The sequence below is a fragment of the Enterococcus sp. DIV0294 genome, from assembly GCF_050558155.1.
Lineage (GTDB): Bacteria > Bacillota > Bacilli > Lactobacillales > Enterococcaceae > Enterococcus > Enterococcus faecalis.
The window spans coordinates 1,040,846-1,062,894 of sequence record NZ_CP187889.1 but is presented as its reverse complement, the minus strand read 5'-3'; the positions used below and the strand labels follow the sequence as shown (position 1 = coordinate 1,062,894).

Here is a 22,049-nt window from a genome sequence, read left to right as displayed (position 1 = left end):
CGTTCTTTAAATCTCTAACGTGCGAATAATTCTTTGCTCTTCTTCTGGTGTACAAGCAACTAGAGGTAAACGTAAATTTCCAACAGGAATACCTAAATGATTTAAGGCCGCTTTCACGGGTGCCGGCGAAGGCACTGAAAACAAGGCGTTCATTTTTGGTAATAACTGTCGTTGAATTTTAGCCGCTTCCGGCAAGTTCCCCTGCTCCAGCGCTTGATACATCTCATACATTGACGAACCGAAGACATGACTGGCTACCGAAATAACCCCTTGTCCGCCAAGTGCCTTGGTGGCAAAAGCCAACCCGTCTTCTCCAGTATACACTAGAAAGTCTTTTGGCGCTCTTTCAATCAACTCAGTAATTGCATCTAACCCTGCACATTCTTTAATCGCCACAATTTTTTCCAATTGTGCTAAGCGCAAAGTAGTTTCCACTTCTAGACATGCAGCCGTTCTACCAGGAACATTGTACAAAATAATTGGTAGTTCACTTGCTTCTGCGATGGTTTTAAAATGTTGATACATACCTTCTTGATTTGGTTTATTATAATAAGGAACAACCGCCAAAACAGCATCGATACCAGCGATTGTCGCTAACTCTTTCACAAAAGCGACTGAGTCACGTGTATCATTCGTACCTACACCACAAATAATCGGAATACGTCCATCGATCAGTTCAATAATTCGCTGGAATAATTGTAATTCTTCTTCATGAGTTAACGTGGGTGATTCACCAGTTGTTCCTGCTAAAATAACGCCTTCTGTATGATTGGCCAATAAATAGTCTACCAATTGCGGTAGTTTATCAAAATCTATTTCTCCCGATTCTTGAAACGGCGTAACCATTGCCGTAATAATTGTTGCATTCGTTAAATCCATCCTATTCCCTCCCGAGTATACAATACAAACCTTCTAGTCGTTTTCAGGTACACGAAGCAAATTCATTTCGTGTAGCGTTTCAGCAATTTGGACCGAGTTCCAAGCAGCTCCTTTTAATAGGTTGTCTGACACAATCCATAAATGGAAACCGTTCTTCACGTCAACGTCTTGACGAATACGGCCGACAAATGTTTCTTTCTGGTTGACGCTATTTAGCGCTTGTGGATATAGTTGTTCACTTGGCTCATCTTGCAAAATTACACCTGGAGCTTGCGCCATTAATTCTTGGATGGCTGAGACCGATGCATCTGCTTGTTTCACTTCTATATAAACAGACTCAGAATGTCCTGAAATTACCGGAATACGGACACAGGTGGCAACGACTTTTAGCTTGTTGTCTCCCATGATTTTTTTTGTTTCATTCATCATTTTCCATTCTTCGTAGGTATACCCTGCTTCTGAAAAAACATCAATTTGAGGCAACGCATTAAAAGCAATTGGATAATGTTTTTTATCACTGCCAGCTGGTAAAATTTCAGCTGACCATTCGCTGACAGGTTTTCCCTCTAAAAAATCTTCAGCTTGTTCTTTTAGCTCATTAATTGCACGGATACCTGCGCCACTCACAGCTTGATACGTTGAAACGATGATTCGTTCTAAGCCAAACGCTTGCCGAATTGGTTCTAAGGCCACCATCATTTGAATTGTAGAACAATTGGGATTTGCGATGATTCCCTGATGATTTTTCAAGGCTTCCGGGTTCACTTCTGGAACAACTAAAGGAACATCTTTTGCCATTCTAAAATGGCTAGTGTTGTCAACAACAACAGCTCCGCGCTTAACTGCTTCTGGTGCAAACTTTTCGGAAATACTCCCACCAGCACTAAATAGTGCTAAATCGATTCCTTCAAATGATTCCGGGACTAATTCTTCCACGATAAGAGGTTGTCCTTTAAACTGAATCTCTTGTCCAGCAGAACGCTTAGACGCCAATAACCTCAAACTGGCAATTGGCAAACTTGTTTCTGCTAACAATTCAATCATTCTTGTCCCGACAGCACCTGTTGCTCCTACCACGGCAACATGATATTCTTTTCCCATATTTTCATACTCCCCTCTTACCTTCTTGTAAAAGCTACTTGTCCTATTTTACCATAGTATTGAAAAAACCTACATAGTCAAAAAAATGATTTTTTTATTTTCCCATGATATTTTAAAACTATTACCCATCAAAGGACTATCCATTGACTTTTGACTTAAATTTGTTATAGTTAAAACGAATTTAATTATAAAGGGAGCGAAATTTCATGGCACGCGTAGAAAGTTTTGAATTAGATCACAACACAGTAAAAGCACCATATGTTCGCCTTGCTGGCACAGAACAAAATGGTGATGCGTTAGTCGAAAAATATGACTTACGTTTCTTACAACCAAACAAAGATGCCCTACCAACAGGCGCATTACACACGTTGGAACATTTATTAGCAGTTAACATGCGTGATGAATTAAAAGGAATCATTGACATTTCGCCAATGGGTTGCCGCACTGGTTTTTATATGATTATGTGGGATCAACATTCACCACAAGAAATCCGTGATGCATTAGTCAACGTTTTAAACAAAGTAATCAATACAGAAGTTGTTCCAGCAGTCTCTGCAAAAGAGTGTGGAAACTACAAAGATCATTCTTTATTTGCAGCGAAAGAATACGCAAAAATCGTCTTAGACCAAGGAATTAGTTTAGATCCATTTGAACGTATTCTGTAATCTTTAGCAATTAACGACAGAGAAACCCACTATTAAGCTGTGGGTTTTTCTGTTCTCTTTCTTAATTTAAACGGAGGTTTTTTATGAATCAAACAATCGAACAATTACTAAGTCACCGTTCCGTTCGTCATTTTAAAAAGCAAGCGTTAACGGACAAGCAGAAACAACAGTTAATTACTGCAGCTCAAGCAGGATCAAGCTCCAATTTTTTACAAGCTTATACAATTATAGAAATCAAAGATCCTGAGCTACGCAGAGAATTGGGACGTTTAGCGAATTGTGAAGACTATGTCGTTAACACTGGTGTGTTCTATGTTTTTGTTGCTGATTTGTATCGTCATGCAACGATTTTGTCAAAAGAGGGGCAATCATTAGAACCCTTAAAGACACCAGAATCATTATTAGTAGCTGCCGTTGATACAACGATTGCTGCGCAAAACATGGCCATTGCGGCTGAATCTATGGATTTAGGGATTTGTTATATTGGCGGCATTCGAAATGACTTAGACACAGTAGCCAAACGCTTATCTTTGCCTGAATTAACTGTACCACTTTTCGGATTAACAATCGGTGTACCAGAAACGTTAAATGGTGTAAAAACACGGATGCCTTTTGAAAATATTTTAAGCGAAAATCACTACCAATCAGACAAATTGACAGATATGCACACATATGATGAATTATTAAAAGATTATTATGCCAGCCGCTCAAGTAACGCCCAAACAGCGGATTGGTCACAGAAATCTTTGTCCTATTTTTCTTATAATCGTCGCCCAGAAGTAAAAATTTTCTTGCAAAAACAAGGATTTGATGTCTAAACAAAAGAGCGTGGGCTTACGTTGAAATAACGTAAGCCCACGCTCTTTTGTTAATTTTTATTTATCTTTACTAAATTTGTCTTTTAAGTCTTCAAAGCCTTCTTTAACTTTATCAGTTAATTTTTCAGCGCCTTCTTTAAGGTCGTCGCCGGCATCACGTGCTTTGTCTTTTACGTCAGCAAAGGTTGATTGAGCTTTTCCTTCAAGTTCTTTGCCTTTATCATCCGTAACTTTGCCTTGCGCTTCTTTTGCAGTACCTTCTACTTTATCTTTTGCATCGTCAAAACGTCCTTTTAAATCTGCCATGCTAATCCCTCCTAAATAATTAATTACATAATAAGAGTATCATTCTTAGCCATTTCCTTCAAATATAATGCATGAACTGCGAATAAATGGTTATTTTTGAGTCATTAAAGCTTTTTTTGCCAAGGCAAAGCAACCAATTGTTCCTGGATTATCTTCTAAAAGAGGCGTCACCAAGTATTTTTCTAAAGGCGGTGTTTCCACATATCCATTGACTAATTCAGCAAATTTTTCACGAACTTTCGGCATCAAATGGCGTTGTTTCATGACGCCGCCACCTAAAATGATCACTTCTGGCGCTAATAATAAAGTAGTATTGTACGCTGCTTGTGCTAAATAATAAGCTTCTAGTTCCCAAGTTTTATGATCCTCTTCCAATAAATGACCTTTTTTACCAGAACGACCTTCAACTGCTGGTCCTGCTGCAATCCCTTCTAAACAATCTCCATGATAAGGACAATTTCCTGCATACGTATCTTCAGGATGACGACGGACTAACGCATGCCCCATTTCTGGGTGGCTAAAGCCTTCAATAAACTCACCGTTTTGAATCGCTCCAGCGCCAACACCAGTTCCAATTGTATAATATACACAACTAGATGTATGTTGCCCATTTCCAGCAACATACTCACCATATGCCGCAGCATTCACATCCGTTGTCCAAGCCATTGGCACATCAAAATGTTGTTTCATAGTTCCTAACAAGTCAAAGTTACGCCAAGCTAATTTTGGTGTAGAAGTGATATAACCATACGTAGGAGAATCAACGTGAATATCAATCGGACCAAACGAACCAATCCCAATCGCTTTTAAAGGATATTGTTGGAAAAATTCTATTACTTTTTTCATTGTTTCTTCTGGGGTTGTTGTGGGAAAACTGACACGTTCCACAATGGTCAAATCATCTGTCCCAACGCCACATACAAATTTTGTGCCACCGGCTTCGATACTTCCTAAAAGTTTTTCTGTCATTGCAATATGCTCCTTCGTTTCCATTTTATAAGTAAGCGGATACATTACTTTTGATTAAATAACTAACATACACGTTTAGTTTACCACTTTTTTGTCGTTTCGACAGAACAATTTAACAATTTCAGTCAGGTTGCCCAATGAAATCTGGCAAGTTGCTAAAGAGCATTTTCCTAAAACAAAAAAACGAGCATTCACGGTTATCTAACATTGAATGCTCGTTTTTTGTTTATTGATTCTTTAGCGAAAAATATAACAATAGTCCTATTGTAATCCACCCACCACTAAGTAAAAGCATTAACCAACTTAAAAGCGTTTCTTTTAGAATACTTCTGGGTTCTTTTGCATGCTGAATAAAACTCATACTAGTCAACAAAGAAAAGAGGAAAAACATAAAACAAATGACCGCTAAACCGCCAGACAACCAAAACCAACTAGCCATTATTCTCACTCTCCTTTTCGCTTGTTTTTTGATAATTATTGCGCCAAATGACACTATAAATTGCCCCAATTGTGATTACTAACAACGTGTAGAAAGTCGGTAACCACCATGTAGGTAGGACCCATTTGACCGTAGCTTCTTGATTCAATTTTTTTGCTTCACGAGTGTTAATCGTAAATTCTTGTTGAAAAGGCCAAGACTGTTGTTCATCTTGTTGTAAAATAGCACGTCCTGTAAATATATAAGTCCCAGCATCTAGCGGTTGTTTGCCCAAATCAAGATGAAAATTCATGGAACTATTTGGGGCAAAGCGAACATTTTTTAGTGTCCGTTGTGCAATTTTTTTAGAGGATCCTTTTTTTATCACTTGACCTTCTAAACGAACTTCTGGAAAAATAGCAGCATACGGATTTTGAATGACCGCCTTTAGCGATTTGGCCCCTAAAGCAATTGTAGGTGTTACTTTCGCTAATTTCAGTTGGTTCACCTCTGTTAAAGGAGCATTCTCAGCACTCCTCATGGCAATCGCAACATTAAACCCGTAGCGACTGGTTAATCCCGTTGTTTGGTTCTCTTCCTCTGTTTTTTCATCTTTGAGATGCGCATAAACCCCGCCTAACACAACTCCTTTGATAGGCTGATCAAGTCCCTTCACCTTCATCTTTGCTGATACTGTTTGATGAGGCGGCACACTCACTTCCTCATTTTCTAAAGTAACCAAGTCTGTCAGCGGAACCTTTAACGATGAATCAAGTGATTTATCAAAATCATTGTACACAATCAACCCATTATCATTTGTTGATGCATTTGCTAGAGTCAATACAATGGACAATTTTTCGTCTGTCTTATTTTTTATGTCTAAGACAATAGTGGAAGATTGCTTTGGTGCCAGAATTAAATCATAATAACTAGATGTTCCTGACACTTGATTTTCTGGTAAAACAGGCGTTACTGTAAATTTAGTCTTCATTTCTTCTGTAGCTTCTACTTTTGGAACAATAATAAAAAATGTGAAAAACAGAAATAGACAGAAAACACCGACTTTTTTTCTACTCATTTCTTCAAGATCTCCTTTATAAAGCTGAATGTACTTACTAGTCTAACAAATCAGCGAAACAATGCTGATCAATCTTTGACTTTTGGGAAGGATAATCTTGAAAAGAAAGAAGAAAAGATTGGTAAGTTGCTTTATTTCTTTTCTCTGAATTAAAACTACATATTTAACGCAAAAATAGAGGTTTCCCACCACAGTGGAAAACCTCTATAAACCTTGTCATAACAATGTTTTGAAAGACTATGCGTCTGGATTTGCGTTTTCGTCTTTGAGACCGTATTTTTTGTTGAAACGGTCCACACGTCCGTCGGCTTGTGTGAATTTTTGACGACCAGTGTAGAATGGGTGTGAGTCTGAAGTAACCTCAACACGTAATAATGGATAAGTGTTGCCATCTTCCCATTCAACAGTTTCTGAAGATCCTTTAGTTGAACCTGAAAGGAATTTGAAACCTGTTGTTGAATCCATGAATACTACTGGTTGGTAATTTGGATGGATATCTTGTTTCATACGTTTTTTTCGCTCCTTTGCCCTGATCCATTTGCTGTATCAGAGTTATTTTGTCGGTATACAACAATGCTATCTTACCATGTTTTCAGTTGGTATGCAATTATCTTTTTGGATTTCTTTTAATTTGTTTGCCAAACGAAACATCATGGAAAACTTCAAATAATTGTTGATTATTTTGGGTTCGTTTCAACATTTTTATGAATTGATCCGTATATTCCAGCGAGTCTCCTGACATATTATTTCTCAATTTCCACGTTTCTTCTAGTTGTTCTGGTGTCATTAACAACTCTTCTTTTCGCGTACTTGATTTTTTAATATCAATTGCTGGGAAAATACGGCGCTCTGCTAATTCACGAGATAAATGGAGCTCCATGTTGCCTGTGCCTTTAAATTCTTCATAGATGACATCATCCATTCGGCTACCTGTATCCACCAATGCCGTGGCTAAAATAGTTAGACTGCCCCCTTCTTCGATATTTCTGGCAGCGCCAAAAAATCGTTTAGGTTTGAAAAACGCAGCTGGATCTATTCCGCCACTCAAGGTTCGACCACTAGGCGGGACCACTAAATTATAGGCCCTTGCTAAACGAGTGATGCTGTCCATTAAAATAACTACGTCCCGTTTGTCTTCAACTAAGCGCATTGCTCGATCCAGAACCAATTCAGCAACTCGCGTATGATTTTGTGGTTGTTGATCAAAAGTTGAAGAAACCACATCTCCTTTAACGCTTCGCTCTAAATCAGTCACTTCTTCAGGACGCTCGTCAATTAACAACAGAATCAATTCCACATCAGGATGATTTTCTGTAATCCCATTAGCAATTTCCTTTAAAACACTTGTTTTTCCCGCTTTTGGCGGCGCTACAATTAAACCACGTTGCCCAAAACCAATTGGTGCAAATACATCAATCATTCGTGTTGATAATCTGCCAGCCGTTGTTTCTAACGTTAATTGTTTTTCAGGATACAACGGCGTTAGCGCTGGAAAATGTGGCCGCTCTTTCGCTTCTTCAGGATCTTTCCCATTGACACTTTCAACATGCATGAGTCCATAGTAACGTTCTGATTCCTTTGGCGGACGCGCCTTGCCAGCTACTTTGTCCCCATTTCTCAATCCGAAACGACGAATTTGAGAAGAAGAAATATAAATGTCTTCTGCACTTGGTCCATAATTAATTGGCCGCAAAAAGCCATAACCATCCTGAGAAACAATATCTAAAATTCCTTCCATGAAGAAAAACCCTTGCTTCTCAGCTTGTGCACGAATCACAGCTAAAGACAATTCTTTTTTGTTCATTTGGCTATAATAAGGAATTTTAAACTCTTTCGCGTACGCATAAATATCTTTTAACGTACTGTTTTCCAATTCAGCCATTGTTAAATAGTCGCTCATTGATCCACCTCAAACGGACCTTCTTGTTCTTCGGTTTCTAGCATTTGAATATCAGCGCCCAAAGCAGTTAACTTTTCGATAATGTGGTCGTACCCACGTAAAATATATTCTACATTATAAATTGTGGTCGTACCTTCAGCCATCAAGCCGGCAGTGACTAAGCAAGCGCCTGCCCGTAAATCAGAGGCGACTACTTCTGCACCGTGCAATTGATTTGGGCCATTTAAGATAATCATATTGCCTTCAACCGAAGCATCGGCCCCCATCCTCACCAACTCAGGGATATGCTTATTTCGTTGAGCATAAATCGTATCAATAATTTCACCAGTTCCTTGCGCTTTTAAAAGTAATGGCGTTAACGGTTGTTGCAAGTCTGTGGCAAACCCAGGATACGGATAGGTTTTCACCGTCGTCATTTTCAGATCATGTGACGGATGAACTTCAATCATGTCTTCTTCAATTGTCATCTTAACGCCCATTTCTTGTAATTTCGCAATGAAGCTTTCTAAATGCTCATAAATAACATTTCGAACCTTGATTCCTTCACCCATAGCTGCTGCCATAGCTAAATAAGTCCCAGCTTCAATTCGATCTGGAATAATCGAGTGACGACAACCATGTAATTCTTCGACACCTTCAATCCGAATAACGTCCGTTCCAGCTCCTCGGACTTTTGCACCCATGTTATTTAATAATGTAGCAATATCAATAATTTCTGGCTCACGCGCAGCATTTTCAATAATCGTTTTGCCTTTGGCTTTAACTGCGGCTAACATGACATTGATTGTAGCGCCAATAGATACCATATCCATAAAAATTCGGGTTCCTTGTAAGCCAGCTTCGTCTGTTCTCAAGTACATCGCCCCATGTTCGTTGGTTACATGAGCGCCTAATGCTTCAAATCCTTTGATATGTAAATCAATTGGACGAGGTCCTAAGTAACAACCGCCAGGTAAGCCGACAACGCCTTCCCCAAATCGACCAAGAAGTGAGCCCATAAAATAATAGGACGCACGTAAGCTATTGATTTTTCCTTTTGGCATTGGCACAGAAACAACTTCTGTTGGATCAATAATTAATGTATTATTTTCAAAAGTAATTTTAGCACCCATAATTTCTAAAATTTCAATTAATGAGTGAACATCCTGAATATCAGGAACGCCATCTAAAGTCACGGGCGAATCTGCTAAAATAGCAGCTGGAATTAAAGCGACCACACTATTTTTAGCGCCGCTAATGGTTACTTCGCCCTTTAATGGACGATTCCCATTGATTACGATTTTTTTCATTTATATTCTCACCTATCTGTAATATACGTTTTCTAAATAAACTACCCAATCATTCTATCATAATCAAGCTTAAGAAAAAAGAAAACTTCTCAGGTATTTTAATAGAATGAAAAAATAACAAAAAATAAAAAAGACAGCCACGTGCTGTGGCTGTCTTTAACGTAACTAGTTGATTAAGCTTTGTTAGCTGAACCGAACCAATCAATGTGTTCTTCTGCATCTTTGATGATTGCAGCTTTACCTGGTGCTAATAATTTACGAGGGTCAAATCCTTTACCTTCTAAATCTTTACCAGCTTCAATATATTCGCGCGTTGCTTTAGCGAATGATAATTGGAATTCTGTATTTACGTTAACTTTTGAGATACCCATTGAAATTGCTTTTTCAATTTGTTCTTGAGGAATACCAGAACCTCCGTGTAATACTAGAGGTACATCAGAACCGACAGCTTCAGCAATCGCTTGTAAGTGATCAAATGCTAAACCTTTCCAGTTTTCTGGATATTGACCATGGATGTTACCGATACCACATGCTAAGTAGTCAATACCTGTAGCAACCATTTGTTTACATTCTTCGATATCAGCTAATTCGCCAGTACCGATGATTCCGTCTTCTTCACCACCGATTGAACCAACTTCACATTCGACAGAAATACCTTTAGCGTGCGCTTTTTCAACTACATCTTTCGCTAATTTTAAGTTTTCTTCGAATGGTAAGTGAGAACCATCAAACATGATTGAAGTATAGCCAACTTCGATACATTCTAAAGCAGCTTCGTAGTCACCGTGGTCTAAGTGAATTGCTACTGGAACTGTGATATTCATTGAGTCTACTAAATTAGTAATCATGTCTTTAGCTACTTTGTAGCCGCCCATGTATTTAGCAGCGCCCATTGATGTTTGGATTAGAACTGGTGCTTTTTTAGCTTCTGCTGCTTCTAAAATCGCTTGTGTCCATTCTAAGTTATTTGTGTTATAGCCACCTACTGCATAGCCGCCTTTACGTGCTGCTTTTAAGAATTCTGCTCCTGATACTACTGGCATAAAAAATTCCTCCTAAGTTTTTAAAAACTTTATTTGTTAGGTGTTCCCTAACCAACGGTTCTATTTTAGCAGAATTCCTGACACTTTTCTAGTAAAATTCCCTTTTTCAGAAAATTTTTGTCTATTCTTTCACATAACCTTCATTTTTATAAAAAAACCTCCAGTTTTCCCGTTAAGACTTTGGGACCTGAAGGCCGACTTGCTATTTTAATTTTTTCTTTGGCGGATAACGTTTCACCTTGTAAGATTGAAGCTCAGGAAATGTTCCTGTACTATGAAAAATCCGTTGTTCATCTTCATTGGCAAAACGCCCTAAAACCGATTGTGTTGGTAAAATATTTACAAAGGCATTCTCATCGATACTGTAAACTGCTTGTTCTAAATCATAGAGTTCGTAGCGAGTAATGACCATCATAATCATCCGACCTTCTGCACCTGAATAGCCGCCGATTGAAGGCAACAAGGTCATGCCACGAGCGATTTGTTGAGAAACTTCTAAGGCAACGGCTTCTGGTCTCGTGGTGACAATCATTGCTGTGACTTTTTGGTGACTGGTATGAATCATGTCGACCACCTGACTCAAACAGTAAATGGAAATAATAGTATACAACGCACTTTCCCAGTTAAATACAAAACCAGCCAACAGCACAATAATACCATTTAATAAGAACATAAAATTACCAACGGTTTTCCCTGTTGTTTTTGAAAGAATCAGTGAAATAATATCCATGCCGCCAGTGTTAAAGCCCATTTTCAATGAAAGCCCTGCGCCAACGCCGACTAAGACACCACCCATAATTGCGTTCATCAAAGGATTCGTTGTGACTGTTACGATTGGCACAAACATAGTGACAACGGAAATACCAATAACATTGATGAAACTAAGAATCGTTGATTGTTTCCCTAATTTTACAAACCCTAGAATGAAGACGGGAATGTTTAAAAATAAAATGAAGATCCCTGTATTAATATGGATTCCTAAATTTGTATATAATAATGTAGCAATGATTTGCGCAATTCCGTTCATCCCTGCCGAAAAAACTTTTGCCGGAATCAAAAAGAAATTCAAACCGACCGCAGAAGTCAAAGCGGTTATCGCCATCACTGCTATTTTTTTTATCGATTCATTCCTTTGGTAAGTACTAACCAATCGACTCATTTTTCTTCGCTCCTTCGCTATTCTTCTGACTTAGAATAACAGGTTCTATCCTAAAAGAAAAGGGGCTAAAAGCGAACATTAAAATTTTTTTTGCAACGTTTCCATGAAAGAATGCGAGAAGATATCCCTAAAAATTGATCTTCTTATTTCTCTATTCAAAATGATTCTAGCCTAACCTTTTTTACTATTTCATGATATGATGAAGCAAAGAATATTTTAGGAGGTTTTTACATGGCTGTAAAAGAAGCAAGTTTTGATGTAGTTTCAGAGGTCAATATGGAGGAAGTCAAAAACGCAATTCAAATTGCCTTGAAAGAATTGAAAAATCGTTTTGACTTTAAAGGGTCAATTGCTGATATTAAATTGGAAAACGATAAACTAGTAGTCGTAGCTGAAGATGATTATAAAGTCGAGCAAGTGAAGGATATTTTATTTGGAAAATTAGTCAAACGCAATGTTCCGATTAAAAATATTCATTTCTCAGAAAGTGAAAAAGCCTTAGGCGGTACCGCTCGCCAATATGGTGATTTAATCAGTGGTATTGATAAAGAAAATGCGAAAAAAATCAACACAGCTATCAAAAACTCTGGGATTAAAGTTAAGTCACAAATCCAAGAAGACAAAATTCGGGTAACTGGAAAAAGTCGGGATGATTTACAAAAAGTCATGGCTCTTTTACGAGAATTAGATTTACCAATGGCTCTTGAGTTTAACAATTATCGCTAAAAAAATCCTTCAACTGTTAATGAATAGTTGAAGGATTTTTTTGTTTTGGTACTGGCCATTCTTGATTATTCAATAAAACGATTGGTCGGCGTTGGATTTTTTCTGAAAAAGCGGCAATTGCTTTGAAAACCTTTGGCATAAAATAAAACGCATTTAATTCTTCTAAATCCAGTTCTTCTTCTGCCGTAAATGAGACACAAACCTCTTGTTCTGAAAGCATAATTTCAATTTTCTTTAAAAATTGAAATTGCCGCATTCCTGGTACGAAATAACCAGCCTTTGCAACACGAGAGGTTGTAATATCTAATTTATCACTAATGATTAGCGCTAGCGTCATTAACTCTTCCGAATCAAAGCCATTACTATGATTTTCTATAGAAGATAAAATTTCTTCTTGATAAGGCAAACAAATCTTTTGCTTACGAAAATATGCTTCTGCAAATTGTTTCCCCCGAAGCGCATGTCCTGCTTTTCCTTGTAGCGCACCCACATCATGGAGCGGTGCCGCAATTTTTGCCGCTTCTAAATACTCCTCTGAAACAGCAAGTTGTTTCAAAATCATTTCCGTCATGGCCACGACATTGGTTACATGAAACCAATTGTGGTATGCCCACCCAGCTTCTTCATCTTCCATTTGACCAATTGCATCATAAATTTGTTGAATTTCAGTATCTTGATGAATGCGTTCAAACAGCTTCATTTATTTTCTCCTTAAAATTAGTTACTGTTCCAAAAATTCTTTTAACTCTGTAGGATTTTTTTCGCTGTTTAAACCAACAATTAAACGAATCCGCGCTTTCGGTCCGTTTAAACCACGGGCAAAAACGACCCCCATTTTTTTCAAGCCAACGCCACCACCAGCATAATCATAGATATCTTCAGCAATGCCATTGGAACAACGAGAAACTAAAACGACTGGAATCCCGTTGTCTAGCATTTTTTGTAATGCTGGGAGCGTTTCTGGCGGTAAATTACCCGCGCCTAGCGCTTCAATTACTAACCCATCCGTTTCTGGGGTGTTTAATAATTCAAACATTCGTTCACCCATCCCCGCATAGGCCTTCACTACGTGAACATTTCCTTTCACAGAAGAAACATCGCAAACTTCTTGCGGTAAGACCTCTTTCGCAAAAAAAGCACGTTCTTTCGCAATGGTTCCAATTGGTCCAAAAGTTGGCGTCCGAAACGTTGCTACGTTCGTTGTATGTGTTTTTGTCACATAACGCGCCGTATGAATTTCATCATTCATCACGACTAAAACACCTTTATCGTACGATTCGTCTGAACAAGCAGTCCAAATAGCACTGATGAAATTATACAAGCCATCACTACCGATTTCGTTACTTGACCGCATTGCTCCTGTTAAAACAATGGGGATTTTTTTCTCTAAGGTTATATCTAAAAAATAAGCTGTTTCTTCTAATGTATCTGTTCCATGCGTAATAACCACGCCATCAATTGGTTCAGAATAAGCTTTTTGAATCCGTTCTTTTAATTGAAACATCCGTTCTAAGGTCATGTGTGGTGAGGGAATATTAAAAATATCTTCGACAACTAAATGAACCTTGCCAGAAAATAATGCTTCTTGTTCCATCAACGGATTTTTTTCATTCGGGGCAACACTTCCTCCTGCTACTTTCGACATGGAAATGGTCCCACCTGTATGAAGGACTAAAATGGTCTTCATTTGTTTCCTCCTTTGTTTTCTTTATTTTTTAACCAAAATTGTTTCACTTGTTGAATGAGTTGTTCATTGGTGTTTGCCTTTCGATGCGCCAACCAATGCGGCGGAAAGAAACGCTGGACACTTGGTAATTCAAATCGTTCGTCTAATAACAACACAAAGCCTTTATCTTGCGCATCTCGAATGACACGTCCAGCCGCTTGCAAGACTTTATTCATACCTGGAATTTGATACGCAAATTGAAACCCTTGCCCTCGCTCTTCTTGATAAAAAGTGCGAATCAGTTCTTGCTCCGGATTCATTTGTGGTAGCCCGACACTAACAATTATCGTACCAATCAATCGGGTACCTTTCAAGTCAATTCCTTCTGAAAATATACCACCTAAAACACAAAAACCGATGAAAGTTTCTTGAGGATTCTCTTTAAATTCAGCTAAAAATGCTTCTCGCTCTTTTTCGTTTAAGTCCGTTCCCTGAATTTGAGTTTTTACTTGCGGGTAACGTTGGCTAAATACTTGATAGACATCATCCATATAGGCGTAGGAAGGAAAGAAAATTAAATAATTACCTGTTTTTGTTTCACTTAACTTCCCTAAAAGTTCACTAATCTGTGGATAACTTTTTTCACGGTTTTTATAGGTTGTTTGAAGATGACTACCAATCATCAACAATTGATTTTCTTCTGGAAAAGGATACGGAATCCGATAACGTAGGCTTTCTTCACCTCCACCAAGCACTTCTTGATAATAATTCAGAGGTGTTAAACTTGCCGAAAATAAGATACTCGCTTTCCCTTTATCTAATCGTTGTGACAATAAATAAGCCGGATCGACACAAAATTGTTTCACAACACAGTCATAGTTTCGCAAAGAAATAGACGTATAAAAGCCGTTGTCGTAATACTCGCTGATTCGAAGATAACTTAAACAATCAAAATAAAAACTGAGAATCGACGCCAATTCCTCAATGTGTTGATTTTCTGACAACCATTCTGCAATTACTTCTGTTAATCGATGTATCTGTTTAACTAATGAATCAATTGGCGCACGTTGGGCAAAAAAATCCGTGTCTTTTTCTTCACAGATTGCTTCAATATCATCAAACGTAGTTAAGACTTTTTGACAAGCTCTTTTTAATTGAACAGATTCTTTTTGCAATCTTTTTTGAATTTGCGAAACCGCATTCCTAGAAATAGCGGCCGAATACATCTCCCGTGAACGATTAACCAAATTATGGGTTTCATCAACTAAAAAAATATTCTCTTCTGCACTTTGGGGTTCTTCAAAGAAGCGCCGTAAATAAACCGTTGGATCAAATAGATAATTGTAATCGCCAATAATTAAATCACACCAAAGACTTGCATCTAGCGACAACTCGAATGGACACAAATGGTGCTTTTGTGCATACCGTTCAATAACCTCTCTCGTTAAATAATTTTCATGTTGCAATAAATCCCACAGTCCCTCATTTAAACGATCATAATAGCCGTCAGCAAACGGGCAATGTTCTGGTGTACAATTTCGTTCAGTTAAAAAACAAATTTTATCTTTTGCTGTTAACGTAATACTCTTAGTTTGCGCTTGTTTTTCGGACAGCGCTTTGACGGCATCTTCAGCCACTTGACGCGTAATGGTCTTAGCTGTTAAATAAAAAATCCGTTCACCTTCTTCTTCACCAATTGCTTTCATCGCTGGAAAAAGAGTGGACATTGTCTTGCCTGTTCCAGTTGGTGCTTCCACGAAGAGCCGCTGTTTACTAAGAATTGTTTTATAGACGGCTACCGCCAATTCTCGTTGCCCTTTGCGATACTCCCCGTAAGGAAAACTAAGATTTTTTAATGATTTATTTCTCAAAATACGCCACTCTTCTTTAAAAATTACCCACTGTTCATAGCGCTTCATCAAATCAGTAAAAAACTCCGCTAATGCAGCTTCTGTAAAATGGCGTTCTTGTCGTGTGATTTGTTTTGTGGTGGTCTGATAATAAGTGAGTTGCAGCGTTATTTCAGAAAGTTGTTCTTGTTGGCAATACATGTGACCATAACACATCGCTTGATACCAAAACAATTCGACCTTTTCTGGCGGCAATTCTTCAAACGCTGGCTCGGATGTTTTAATTTCATCAATGACCACTTGCCCAGTTTCTTTCACAAAAATGCCGTCTGCACGACCTTCTACACAATAATTATGTCCATTTAAAGGCACCTCAATTTTTAAAGATACTTCCTTTTGATAAAGGCTCCCCGCTTCCTTTTGCAGCATTCGATGAAGGCGACTACCTTCTTGTGGTGTATGTTCACTTACATGGCGAGAATCAATACTTCCCCGCCTTAAAATAAATTCGACCACTTGACGAACCGCAATTTTTCTCGTTGATTTCACGTAATCCCACCTATCTGCCTCCCTATTATAGAACATACATTCGCTAAACAAAAGCAAAAAATCCAAAACGAACACAATCATGCGTTCATTCTGGATTTCTCTTTAGATTATCAACAATTAAAAACAACTTGTTTCTTCTAACTGTTTGGTTTCTTTTCCATTTGCTTTTGCCACGACCAATTGCGCCATTTGTTTAAACGAATTATTTAAACCAATGCCGCCCTTTTTGGGCATCTTCACAATCGGTACTTGCTGATAATAGTGACTAACTGCTGGATTTTCTTCTGCCATTGCTGCAATTGCAGGAATGCCCGCAGCATTAAACTTACAAGCTAGACGAGCGGCCATTTCTCCAAAATTAGGATAATGCATGGCAGGTCCGCAAAGAACCGCATCGGCATGAAACTTTTTTGCAAAGCCAATAAATTTCTTTGCTACCTCTTCCTCGTTTTCCAAATAATATTGGTCTCCACAATAAAGTGTCGCAACAATTTCCGCTCCTTGCTTCTGTAAAAATGGTAGCAATGTTACCCCTGGGCCTAAGGGAGCTTTTTTACCACTTGGTTTCAGCTGAGCTTGTTCATCACTGCCAAATCCTGCTAAACTGTGGTTTAAGACTAAAAGGATTTTTTTCATGCCTATTTCCTCCTTATTTATAAATCATCGAAGTCAAAGGAATCAAAATCAATTTCTTCACTCTCTTCTTCTTGTGCTTTCCATTCTTCACGTAAATATTGGTCATCCATAACTCGAATAAAAGGATAATAAATGAACATTCCTAGTACCAATAAGAGAGCTTGCAGAATTGATCCTTGCCAACCGCTGACTAAAAATCCTGAGATAATTGGTGGGGTCGTCCACGGCAATTGGATACCATTCGTCAATGGAACTAAGCCCCAATCCATAGCAAAATAGGCAATAATAATATTAATTGCGGGTACTAAGACAAATGGAATTAAAAGGATTGGATTTAAAACAATTGGCAACCCAAAAATGATTGGTTCGTTAATCCCAAAAACACCAGGAATTAGTGAAAGTTGCGAAAGCTTTTTAATTCGTTGACTTTTACAGAATAAGACCATCACAATGATTAATGAGAGTGTGGAACCGGCGCCACCAAATGTTGCAAACATATCTTGAAATTGTCCAGTGATGATGTTGGGAATTTCATGGCCGTCTTTAAATGCTTGTAAATTTTCAACAGACAATGCCCGCAAAACAGGATTAAAGACTGCGCCAACCACGCTACCTCCGTTAATGCCAAAGAACCAAAAGAAGTGTAAAAATAAATAAGCAATGCTCATCGCACCTAAGGTATTACCAAGACTCAATAAGGGCGTTTGTAGAAATTCAAAAATAACATCTTGTAAATTACCATAAGGAGTTAAAGCAGCCAGCCAATTGACTAAAAACATGAGAGTAACAACTAAAAAGCTCGGGATCAGGGCCTCAAAAGACTTAACCACTGTTGGTGGCACTCCTTCTGGCATTTTTATTGTCCACCCTTTACGAACAATGGCCACAAATAAACGAGTCGCAATTAATGCGACAATCATTCCTAAAAACAAACCACTGGAACCCATCCATTTTAAAGGTAAACTAGTAACTTCATAAACCTTTGAACTATTTTCCGGTGTAAATAATGTTTGATAAGGCGTTACAATAAAAAATGAAACCAATGCGATAATTCCTGCTTGCATTGCATCCACATTGAATTGTTTCCCTAAACTATAGGCAATACCGACAACGGCCAGAATGGTCATTACATCAAAACTAGCACTAGCTGGAACAGACATCATTGTCGCCCAGTCTTTACCAAGCAAATGAGACATCCAAGTATCCCATTGCGGCAAAGGAAAATTAGCAATTAATAAGAAGACCGAACCAACAATCAACAAGGGCGTTGATAAAAGGAAGCCATCACGAATCGCTACTAAATACTTATTTTCTCCTATCACTTTTGCCAAAGGGGTCAATACGCGCTCTAACCAATCCAAAAATTTTTGCACGGTCGTCACTCCTATCTATTATTTTTTATTTTGCTTAATTAACCGCAGTGCTTCTTTCAATGCTTTTTCGCCATCCATCATGCCATAAATTTCTGGCGTAATTGCAGCGACAGGAATCCCTTGCGGAGCAAATTGTTCTTTTGTTTTTTCTAATAAAAAACGGACTTGTGGTCCTAATAAAATAGCAACAGGCTTCTCTGCTTCAACCACTTCTTGTGCTCTTGCAATAGGAAAAGCAGTAATCATTAAAGGCATTTGATGTTTTTCAACCACTTCCATCATTTTATTCACCATAATACTTGTAGACATCCCTGCATCACAAAAAAGATAAATTTGTTTTTTACTCATGTTCCTTCACTCTCCTCATCTATTCAATTGGTGCTTTAATTCTTTTTTCATAGGCCGCTAACCATTCTTGTGAAATCGGCTGAATCTCTGTGGTATGATTCTTGCTTGGATTTGCAATATAGATTTCTGGTTGCTGCATATCAGTACCAACCGTAAAAGTAAATTCCACATTCGTAGCTACGCCCCAGTCTCCCTGTTTGTTCATGGCCACTAGTGAAAAAGCTCCTGCTTTCCCATAACGTTGGGTCAATTTTTCGTGAAAAGCATAGACCGCTTGATCACATGCTTGTTGTGGCGAGCGCCCTTCCCCCATTAAACGGACGATTTCATAAGAAAGACAGCCTTTCATTAAATCTTCACCTAATCCTGTAGCCGCAGCACCACCAATTTCGCTATCAACATAAAAACCAGAACCTGACAGTGGTGAATCGCCGACACGTCCTGCTTTTTTCATAAAAAGTCCCGAACTGGAAGTGCCAGCTGCCATTGATCCTGTTTGGTCTAACGTAATAGCGCCGACAGTATCATGCCCATCATAGGGGTTCAACTGATTTTCCTGAATTTCTTTTAAACGCTTTTGCCACCATTGATTAGCGCGTTCTGTCAACATATTCTTTCTTTCAAAACCGTGCAACATTGAATATTTCGTTGCACCTGCGCCAACACGAAAACTATTAAACTTCTCTTTACTTAATGCTTTAGCCACTGAAATCGGATTTTTAACATCTGTAATTCCTGCCACAGCACCAATTGCAAATGTGTCTCCATCCATATAGGCAGCATCCATTTCTAAAATCCCTTCCTCATTAGGTAAACCGCCGTAGCCCACTGACTTATAAAAAGGATAGTCTTCTACTTCTTTAATTAATTGTTCCACGGCCGTGCCTGCAGCACCTCCTTGTTGTAATTCTTCTGTAGCTTTTAGTAACCCATCATGTGCCATCCGCCATGTCGCAATTGCACCCCAAGTCATTTTCCATCCGCCCTTTCGTTAACGCTTACATTTCTCCACCATTATAAACCAGTATATACTGTTTTGTATATACTGAAAATGAAATTTTATACAGAAAAATAGAAGATACACGTATGCGACCTCTACGAAACACATTGGCTTCTTCTCATACGTGTATCTTCTATTGGTTTTATGCTTCTGTTAATGCAATCATCGCTTGCATATAGATTTCCAGATTAAGCAGTAAATCTTTTTCATCCATATATTCATCTTGGTTATGCGCAATGCCTTTTTGACCAGGAAATGATGGACCAAAAGCAACGATATTCGGCATAAAGCGAGCATACGTAGCACCTGTAGTTGTGACTGGCGTCCCATCTAAGCCAGTAATTTGTTCATAAACCTTGGTTAATTTTTGAACATTGCGCTCATCTTTTGGAAACAGCGTACTAGGGAGGCGGCGGATGACGGTCACTTCACTTTCTGGAAATAGTGCCTTCGTTAGCTGCGTGGTTACTTCGTTTTCTGTAATAGAAACAGGATAACGCACGGCCAATGATAACACCAATTGCTGTCCTCGTTTTTCCAACGCATAGGGCGTTAAAATCAATTGCCCACTATCCTGATCCTTAAAGTCCAGAGCTACTCCTTCGCCATAGTGCTTTTCGTGAAAACTAGCGGTTAACCAGTCGAAATACTGTAATAAATTTCCTTTGACTAACTGTTCCTCGCTAATTTTCTGTGCCAATAAAGTAATCGCGTTCTTGCCTAGTTCTGGCGCATTGGAAGGAGCACGTTTTCCCGTGATTGCTGTTGTTTTTCCCGCAATCACCACACTTAATTGATCAGGTACGTGGTCTTTTGCTTGATCACCTATAATCTGACCAATTTGTTCACTTGAATCATCTGGGATGGTCGTTGTGATCTCATAATTAACAATCCCTCGCTCCCCATAAACTACTGGATATTTACAATCTGGAGTAAATCCAAAAACGGGTGCGTTTTCCTTCTCTAAATATAAGGGGATATCTCCACTCCCACTTTCTTCATCCGTGCCAAACATTAAGCGAATGGTTTTCTTTGGTTGGTAACCAAGTTCTTTCAGTAATTTCATTCCATACAGGCAAGCCAAGATAGGACCTTTATTATCTAGAATTCCTCTACCATACAAACGTTGATTTTTTTTCGTTAATTGAAAGGGCGGCACTGACCAACCAGAACCTTCTGGTACTACGTCTAAATGACCAATAATTCCCAGATATTCTTCCGCTGTTCCCCATTGCGCATAGCCAACTGCGTCATTGACAATCCCAGTTTGAAAGCCATAACGCTCTGCCAGTTTCAGCGTTTCTTCCAAGGCTCTTTTCGGTCCTTCGCCAAAAGGTACCTCTTTTTTAGGCGACCCTTTCACACTTCGAATCGCGATAATTTTGTTTAAGTCTTCATAAAATAAATCTTTTTGAGCGGCTATTTCTTCTTTGATCTTCATTCGTTCCAAGAACCTCCTAGCTCCACTTGGTTGTTTTCAGACGGGCTATAGCGGGTCAGTGTGTTTTTAAACGTGTACCGATCTGCTCGATATAAAGAGACATCATATAAAATAGGAGTTGCATCAAGCGCATAGGTGATAGAGTGGACTTGTAAAAGTGGTTGGCCCACAGGAACATTCAATAATTCTGAAATTTCCGCTTCAACTAAGATTGCTTCAATTTCTTGATGCGAATAAGCAATCTCGACGTTCTTCTCAATTAAGCAGAAAAGAGAGCCCTCGAAGTCTTGCTTCGTATGGCCTTGTACGTATGCTTGTGGCAAATAAATTTTTTCAACTGTCATTGGCTCGCCGTCTAACATTCGGCGGCGAATCAGTTCATAAATCGCCTCATTTTTGCCTACTTGGAGCGCCTCCCGAATTTTCTCAGCGGGATGTACTACTTCTTCAAAGGAAATGACTTCTGTCTGGCTTTTTTTCCCGTAAGCTTTGGCTGCCTCAGTAAAACCTTGTAAGCCAGCGCGACCACTTTGAATTTTCGCTTGCGACATCACATAACTACCTTTACCATGTCGTTTTACCAAAATATTTTTGCGGATCAAATCATCAATCGCTTTACGGATGGTCAAGCGACTGCAGTTATATTCTTTAGCTAAATCATATTCTGAAGGTAATTTTTGTGCACTTACATACAGACCGTCTCTAATCTTCTTTTCAATTTCTGCAGAAATTTGCTTAAATTTGGGTGCATTTTCTGTCATTTCATCGCCTATCTTTCTTCAAAAAAATAAATTTTCTAGTATATACCACACTGTCTATACTAAATCAATTTTTA

The 22,049-nt window shown here is 38.6% G+C and carries 23 protein-coding genes; 3 read left to right on the top strand and 20 right to left on the bottom strand.

Annotated features, from left to right (window positions below):
* Positions 1 to 6: 6 nt before the first annotated feature.
* The gene (gene dapA / locus IGJ20_RS05325; RefSeq protein WP_002361644.1) at positions 7 to 879 is read right to left on the bottom strand and encodes a 4-hydroxy-tetrahydrodipicolinate synthase; all 873 of its coding nucleotides are present in this window, start codon (positions 877 to 879) and stop codon (positions 7 to 9) included.
* 33 nt (positions 880 to 912) lie between these two features.
* Positions 913 to 1,980, bottom strand: a complete 1,068-nt coding sequence (locus IGJ20_RS05320) for an aspartate-semialdehyde dehydrogenase (protein ID WP_202522456.1) — start codon at positions 1,978 to 1,980, stop codon at positions 913 to 915.
* A 206-nt stretch (positions 1,981 to 2,186) separates the two neighbouring features.
* Between IGJ20_RS05320 and IGJ20_RS05315 the strand changes: the two genes are divergently transcribed.
* Positions 2,187 to 2,645, top strand: coding sequence for an S-ribosylhomocysteine lyase (locus tag IGJ20_RS05315; protein WP_002357960.1), 459 nt, complete (start codon positions 2,187 to 2,189; stop codon positions 2,643 to 2,645).
* An 83-nt stretch (positions 2,646 to 2,728) separates the two neighbouring features.
* A complete protein-coding gene (gene nfsA / locus IGJ20_RS05310; protein ID WP_202522455.1) occupies positions 2,729 to 3,463 on the top strand; it encodes an oxygen-insensitive NADPH nitroreductase in 735 nt (244 codons plus the stop codon).
* 57 nt (positions 3,464 to 3,520) lie between these two features.
* Here the strand turns inward: nfsA and IGJ20_RS05305 are convergent, their stop codons facing one another.
* The 9 genes from IGJ20_RS05305 to IGJ20_RS05265 form a co-directional block, all read right to left on the bottom strand.
* Entirely contained in the window at positions 3,521 to 3,769 is a 249-nt protein-coding gene (locus IGJ20_RS05305) for a YtxH domain-containing protein (RefSeq protein ID WP_002357962.1), read from the bottom strand.
* Between the two features lie 90 nt (positions 3,770 to 3,859).
* The gene (gene scrK / locus IGJ20_RS05300; protein WP_002363736.1) at positions 3,860 to 4,738 is read right to left on the bottom strand and encodes a fructokinase ScrK; all 879 of its coding nucleotides are present in this window, start codon (positions 4,736 to 4,738) and stop codon (positions 3,860 to 3,862) included.
* A 226-nt stretch (positions 4,739 to 4,964) separates the two neighbouring features.
* Positions 4,965 to 5,177, bottom strand: a complete 213-nt coding sequence (locus tag IGJ20_RS05295) for a hypothetical protein (protein WP_002357965.1) — start codon at positions 5,175 to 5,177, stop codon at positions 4,965 to 4,967.
* Positions 5,170 to 6,234 carry a DUF916 and DUF3324 domain-containing protein gene (locus tag IGJ20_RS05290; protein WP_048737768.1) on the bottom strand — a complete coding sequence of 355 codons (1,065 nt, stop codon included), beginning with the start codon at positions 6,232 to 6,234 and terminating at the stop codon, positions 5,170 to 5,172. Before IGJ20_RS05290 ends, IGJ20_RS05295 begins: the two co-directional genes overlap by 8 nt.
* A gap of 237 nt (positions 6,235 to 6,471) precedes the next feature.
* The gene (locus tag IGJ20_RS05285) at positions 6,472 to 6,741 is read right to left on the bottom strand and encodes a type B 50S ribosomal protein L31 (protein WP_002357967.1); all 270 of its coding nucleotides are present in this window, start codon (positions 6,739 to 6,741) and stop codon (positions 6,472 to 6,474) included.
* Positions 6,742 to 6,841: 100 nt separating this feature from the next.
* Positions 6,842 to 8,134, bottom strand: a complete 1,293-nt coding sequence (rho, locus tag IGJ20_RS05280; protein WP_002357968.1) for a transcription termination factor Rho — start codon at positions 8,132 to 8,134, stop codon at positions 6,842 to 6,844.
* On the bottom strand, positions 8,131 to 9,423 hold the full coding sequence (locus tag IGJ20_RS05275) for a UDP-N-acetylglucosamine 1-carboxyvinyltransferase (RefSeq protein ID WP_002357969.1): 1,293 nt from the start codon (positions 9,421 to 9,423) through the stop codon (positions 8,131 to 8,133). Before IGJ20_RS05275 ends, rho begins: the two co-directional genes overlap by 4 nt.
* A 173-nt stretch (positions 9,424 to 9,596) precedes the next feature.
* Positions 9,597 to 10,466 carry a class II fructose-bisphosphate aldolase gene (locus IGJ20_RS05270; protein ID WP_002357972.1) on the bottom strand — a complete coding sequence of 290 codons (870 nt, stop codon included), beginning with the start codon at positions 10,464 to 10,466 and terminating at the stop codon, positions 9,597 to 9,599.
* A 202-nt stretch (positions 10,467 to 10,668) separates the two neighbouring features.
* A complete protein-coding gene (locus IGJ20_RS05265; RefSeq protein ID WP_002381974.1) occupies positions 10,669 to 11,625 on the bottom strand; it encodes a YitT family protein in 957 nt (318 codons plus the stop codon).
* A 231-nt stretch (positions 11,626 to 11,856) separates the two neighbouring features.
* On the opposite strand from IGJ20_RS05265, the gene IGJ20_RS05260 reads away from it, so the two are divergent.
* Complete coding sequence (locus tag IGJ20_RS05260; protein ID WP_202522454.1) at positions 11,857 to 12,351, top strand: YajQ family cyclic di-GMP-binding protein; 495 nt, start codon at positions 11,857 to 11,859, stop codon at positions 12,349 to 12,351.
* A 16-nt stretch (positions 12,352 to 12,367) separates the two neighbouring features.
* Here the strand turns inward: IGJ20_RS05260 and IGJ20_RS05255 are convergent, their stop codons facing one another.
* The 9 genes from IGJ20_RS05255 to IGJ20_RS05215 form a co-directional block, all read right to left on the bottom strand.
* On the bottom strand, positions 12,368 to 13,051 hold the full coding sequence (locus tag IGJ20_RS05255; protein ID WP_202522453.1) for an HD domain-containing protein: 684 nt from the start codon (positions 13,049 to 13,051) through the stop codon (positions 12,368 to 12,370).
* Positions 13,052 to 13,072: 21 nt separating this feature from the next.
* Entirely contained in the window at positions 13,073 to 14,038 is a 966-nt protein-coding gene (locus IGJ20_RS05250) for an asparaginase (protein ID WP_002382144.1), read from the bottom strand.
* Positions 14,035 to 16,497 (bottom strand): helicase C-terminal domain-containing protein, encoded by a 2,463-nt coding sequence (locus tag IGJ20_RS05245; protein WP_430605261.1) that lies wholly within the window; start codon positions 16,495 to 16,497, stop codon positions 14,035 to 14,037. The genes IGJ20_RS05250 and IGJ20_RS05245 overlap by 4 nt, the downstream gene beginning before the upstream one ends.
* A 36-nt stretch (positions 16,498 to 16,533) precedes the next feature.
* Positions 16,534 to 17,052, bottom strand: coding sequence for a GrdB-related putative oxidoreductase (locus IGJ20_RS05240; protein WP_002361637.1), 519 nt, complete (start codon positions 17,050 to 17,052; stop codon positions 16,534 to 16,536).
* A gap of 17 nt (positions 17,053 to 17,069) precedes the next feature.
* Complete coding sequence (gene celB, locus IGJ20_RS05235) at positions 17,070 to 18,425, bottom strand: PTS cellobiose transporter subunit IIC (protein WP_002384702.1); 1,356 nt, start codon at positions 18,423 to 18,425, stop codon at positions 17,070 to 17,072.
* 18 nt (positions 18,426 to 18,443) lie between these two features.
* A complete protein-coding gene (locus tag IGJ20_RS05230) occupies positions 18,444 to 18,773 on the bottom strand; it encodes a PTS sugar transporter subunit IIB (protein ID WP_002408283.1) in 330 nt (109 codons plus the stop codon).
* A 19-nt stretch (positions 18,774 to 18,792) separates the two neighbouring features.
* Positions 18,793 to 19,746: a N(4)-(beta-N-acetylglucosaminyl)-L-asparaginase gene (locus tag IGJ20_RS05225; protein ID WP_192190164.1), complete on the bottom strand. Its 954-nt coding sequence runs from the start codon at positions 19,744 to 19,746 to the stop codon at positions 18,793 to 18,795.
* Positions 19,747 to 19,915: 169 nt separating this feature from the next.
* Positions 19,916 to 21,214 carry a Sapep family Mn(2+)-dependent dipeptidase gene (locus IGJ20_RS05220; protein WP_202522451.1) on the bottom strand — a complete coding sequence of 433 codons (1,299 nt, stop codon included), beginning with the start codon at positions 21,212 to 21,214 and terminating at the stop codon, positions 19,916 to 19,918.
* Positions 21,211 to 21,975 (bottom strand): GntR family transcriptional regulator, LSA1692 subfamily, encoded by a 765-nt coding sequence (locus tag IGJ20_RS05215; protein ID WP_002357984.1) that lies wholly within the window; start codon positions 21,973 to 21,975, stop codon positions 21,211 to 21,213. The genes IGJ20_RS05220 and IGJ20_RS05215 overlap by 4 nt, the downstream gene beginning before the upstream one ends.
* Positions 21,976 to 22,049 lie beyond the last annotated feature (74 nt).

Bases quoted from the DNA above. Each gene is read 5' to 3' on its own strand.
- IGJ20_RS05320 (WP_202522456.1), bottom strand. From the start codon at position 1,980: ATGGGAAAAGAATATCATGTTGCCGTGGTAGGAGCAACAGGTGCTGTC.
- IGJ20_RS05305 (WP_002357962.1), bottom strand. From the start codon at position 3,769: ATGGCAGATTTAAAAGGACGTTTTGACGATGCAAAAGATAAAGTAGAA.
- IGJ20_RS05275 (WP_002357969.1), bottom strand. From the start codon at position 9,423: ATGAAAAAAATCGTAATCAATGGGAATCGTCCATTAAAGGGCGAAGTA.
- scrK (WP_002363736.1), bottom strand. From the start codon at position 4,738: ATGACAGAAAAACTTTTAGGAAGTATCGAAGCCGGTGGCACAAAATTT.
- IGJ20_RS05265 (WP_002381974.1), bottom strand. From the start codon at position 11,625: ATGAGTCGATTGGTTAGTACTTACCAAAGGAATGAATCGATAAAAAAA.
- IGJ20_RS05250 (WP_002382144.1), bottom strand. From the start codon at position 14,038: ATGAAGACCATTTTAGTCCTTCATACAGGTGGGACCATTTCCATGTCG.
- IGJ20_RS05230 (WP_002408283.1), bottom strand. From the start codon at position 18,773: ATGAGTAAAAAACAAATTTATCTTTTTTGTGATGCAGGGATGTCTACA.
- IGJ20_RS05245 (WP_430605261.1), bottom strand. From the start codon at position 16,497: ATGATTGTGTTCGTTTTGGATTTTTTGCTTTTGTTTAGCGAATGTATG.
- dapA (WP_002361644.1), bottom strand. From the start codon at position 879: ATGGATTTAACGAATGCAACAATTATTACGGCAATGGTTACGCCGTTT.
- IGJ20_RS05215 (WP_002357984.1), bottom strand. From the start codon at position 21,975: ATGACAGAAAATGCACCCAAATTTAAGCAAATTTCTGCAGAAATTGAA.
- IGJ20_RS05270 (WP_002357972.1), bottom strand. From the start codon at position 10,466: ATGCCAGTAGTATCAGGAGCAGAATTCTTAAAAGCAGCACGTAAAGGC.
- nfsA (WP_202522455.1), top strand. From the start codon at position 2,729: ATGAATCAAACAATCGAACAATTACTAAGTCACCGTTCCGTTCGTCAT.
- IGJ20_RS05220 (WP_202522451.1), bottom strand. From the start codon at position 21,214: ATGAAGATCAAAGAAGAAATAGCCGCTCAAAAAGATTTATTTTATGAA.
- IGJ20_RS05260 (WP_202522454.1), top strand. From the start codon at position 11,857: ATGGCTGTAAAAGAAGCAAGTTTTGATGTAGTTTCAGAGGTCAATATG.
- IGJ20_RS05255 (WP_202522453.1), bottom strand. From the start codon at position 13,051: ATGAAGCTGTTTGAACGCATTCATCAAGATACTGAAATTCAACAAATT.
- IGJ20_RS05240 (WP_002361637.1), bottom strand. From the start codon at position 17,052: ATGAAAAAAATCCTTTTAGTCTTAAACCACAGTTTAGCAGGATTTGGC.
- IGJ20_RS05225 (WP_192190164.1), bottom strand. From the start codon at position 19,746: ATGACTTGGGGTGCAATTGCGACATGGCGGATGGCACATGATGGGTTA.
- IGJ20_RS05295 (WP_002357965.1), bottom strand. From the start codon at position 5,177: ATGGCTAGTTGGTTTTGGTTGTCTGGCGGTTTAGCGGTCATTTGTTTT.
- rho (WP_002357968.1), bottom strand. From the start codon at position 8,134: ATGAGCGACTATTTAACAATGGCTGAATTGGAAAACAGTACGTTAAAA.
- IGJ20_RS05285 (WP_002357967.1), bottom strand. From the start codon at position 6,741: ATGAAACAAGATATCCATCCAAATTACCAACCAGTAGTATTCATGGAT.
- IGJ20_RS05290 (WP_048737768.1), bottom strand. From the start codon at position 6,234: ATGAGTAGAAAAAAAGTCGGTGTTTTCTGTCTATTTCTGTTTTTCACA.
- IGJ20_RS05315 (WP_002357960.1), top strand. From the start codon at position 2,187: ATGGCACGCGTAGAAAGTTTTGAATTAGATCACAACACAGTAAAAGCA.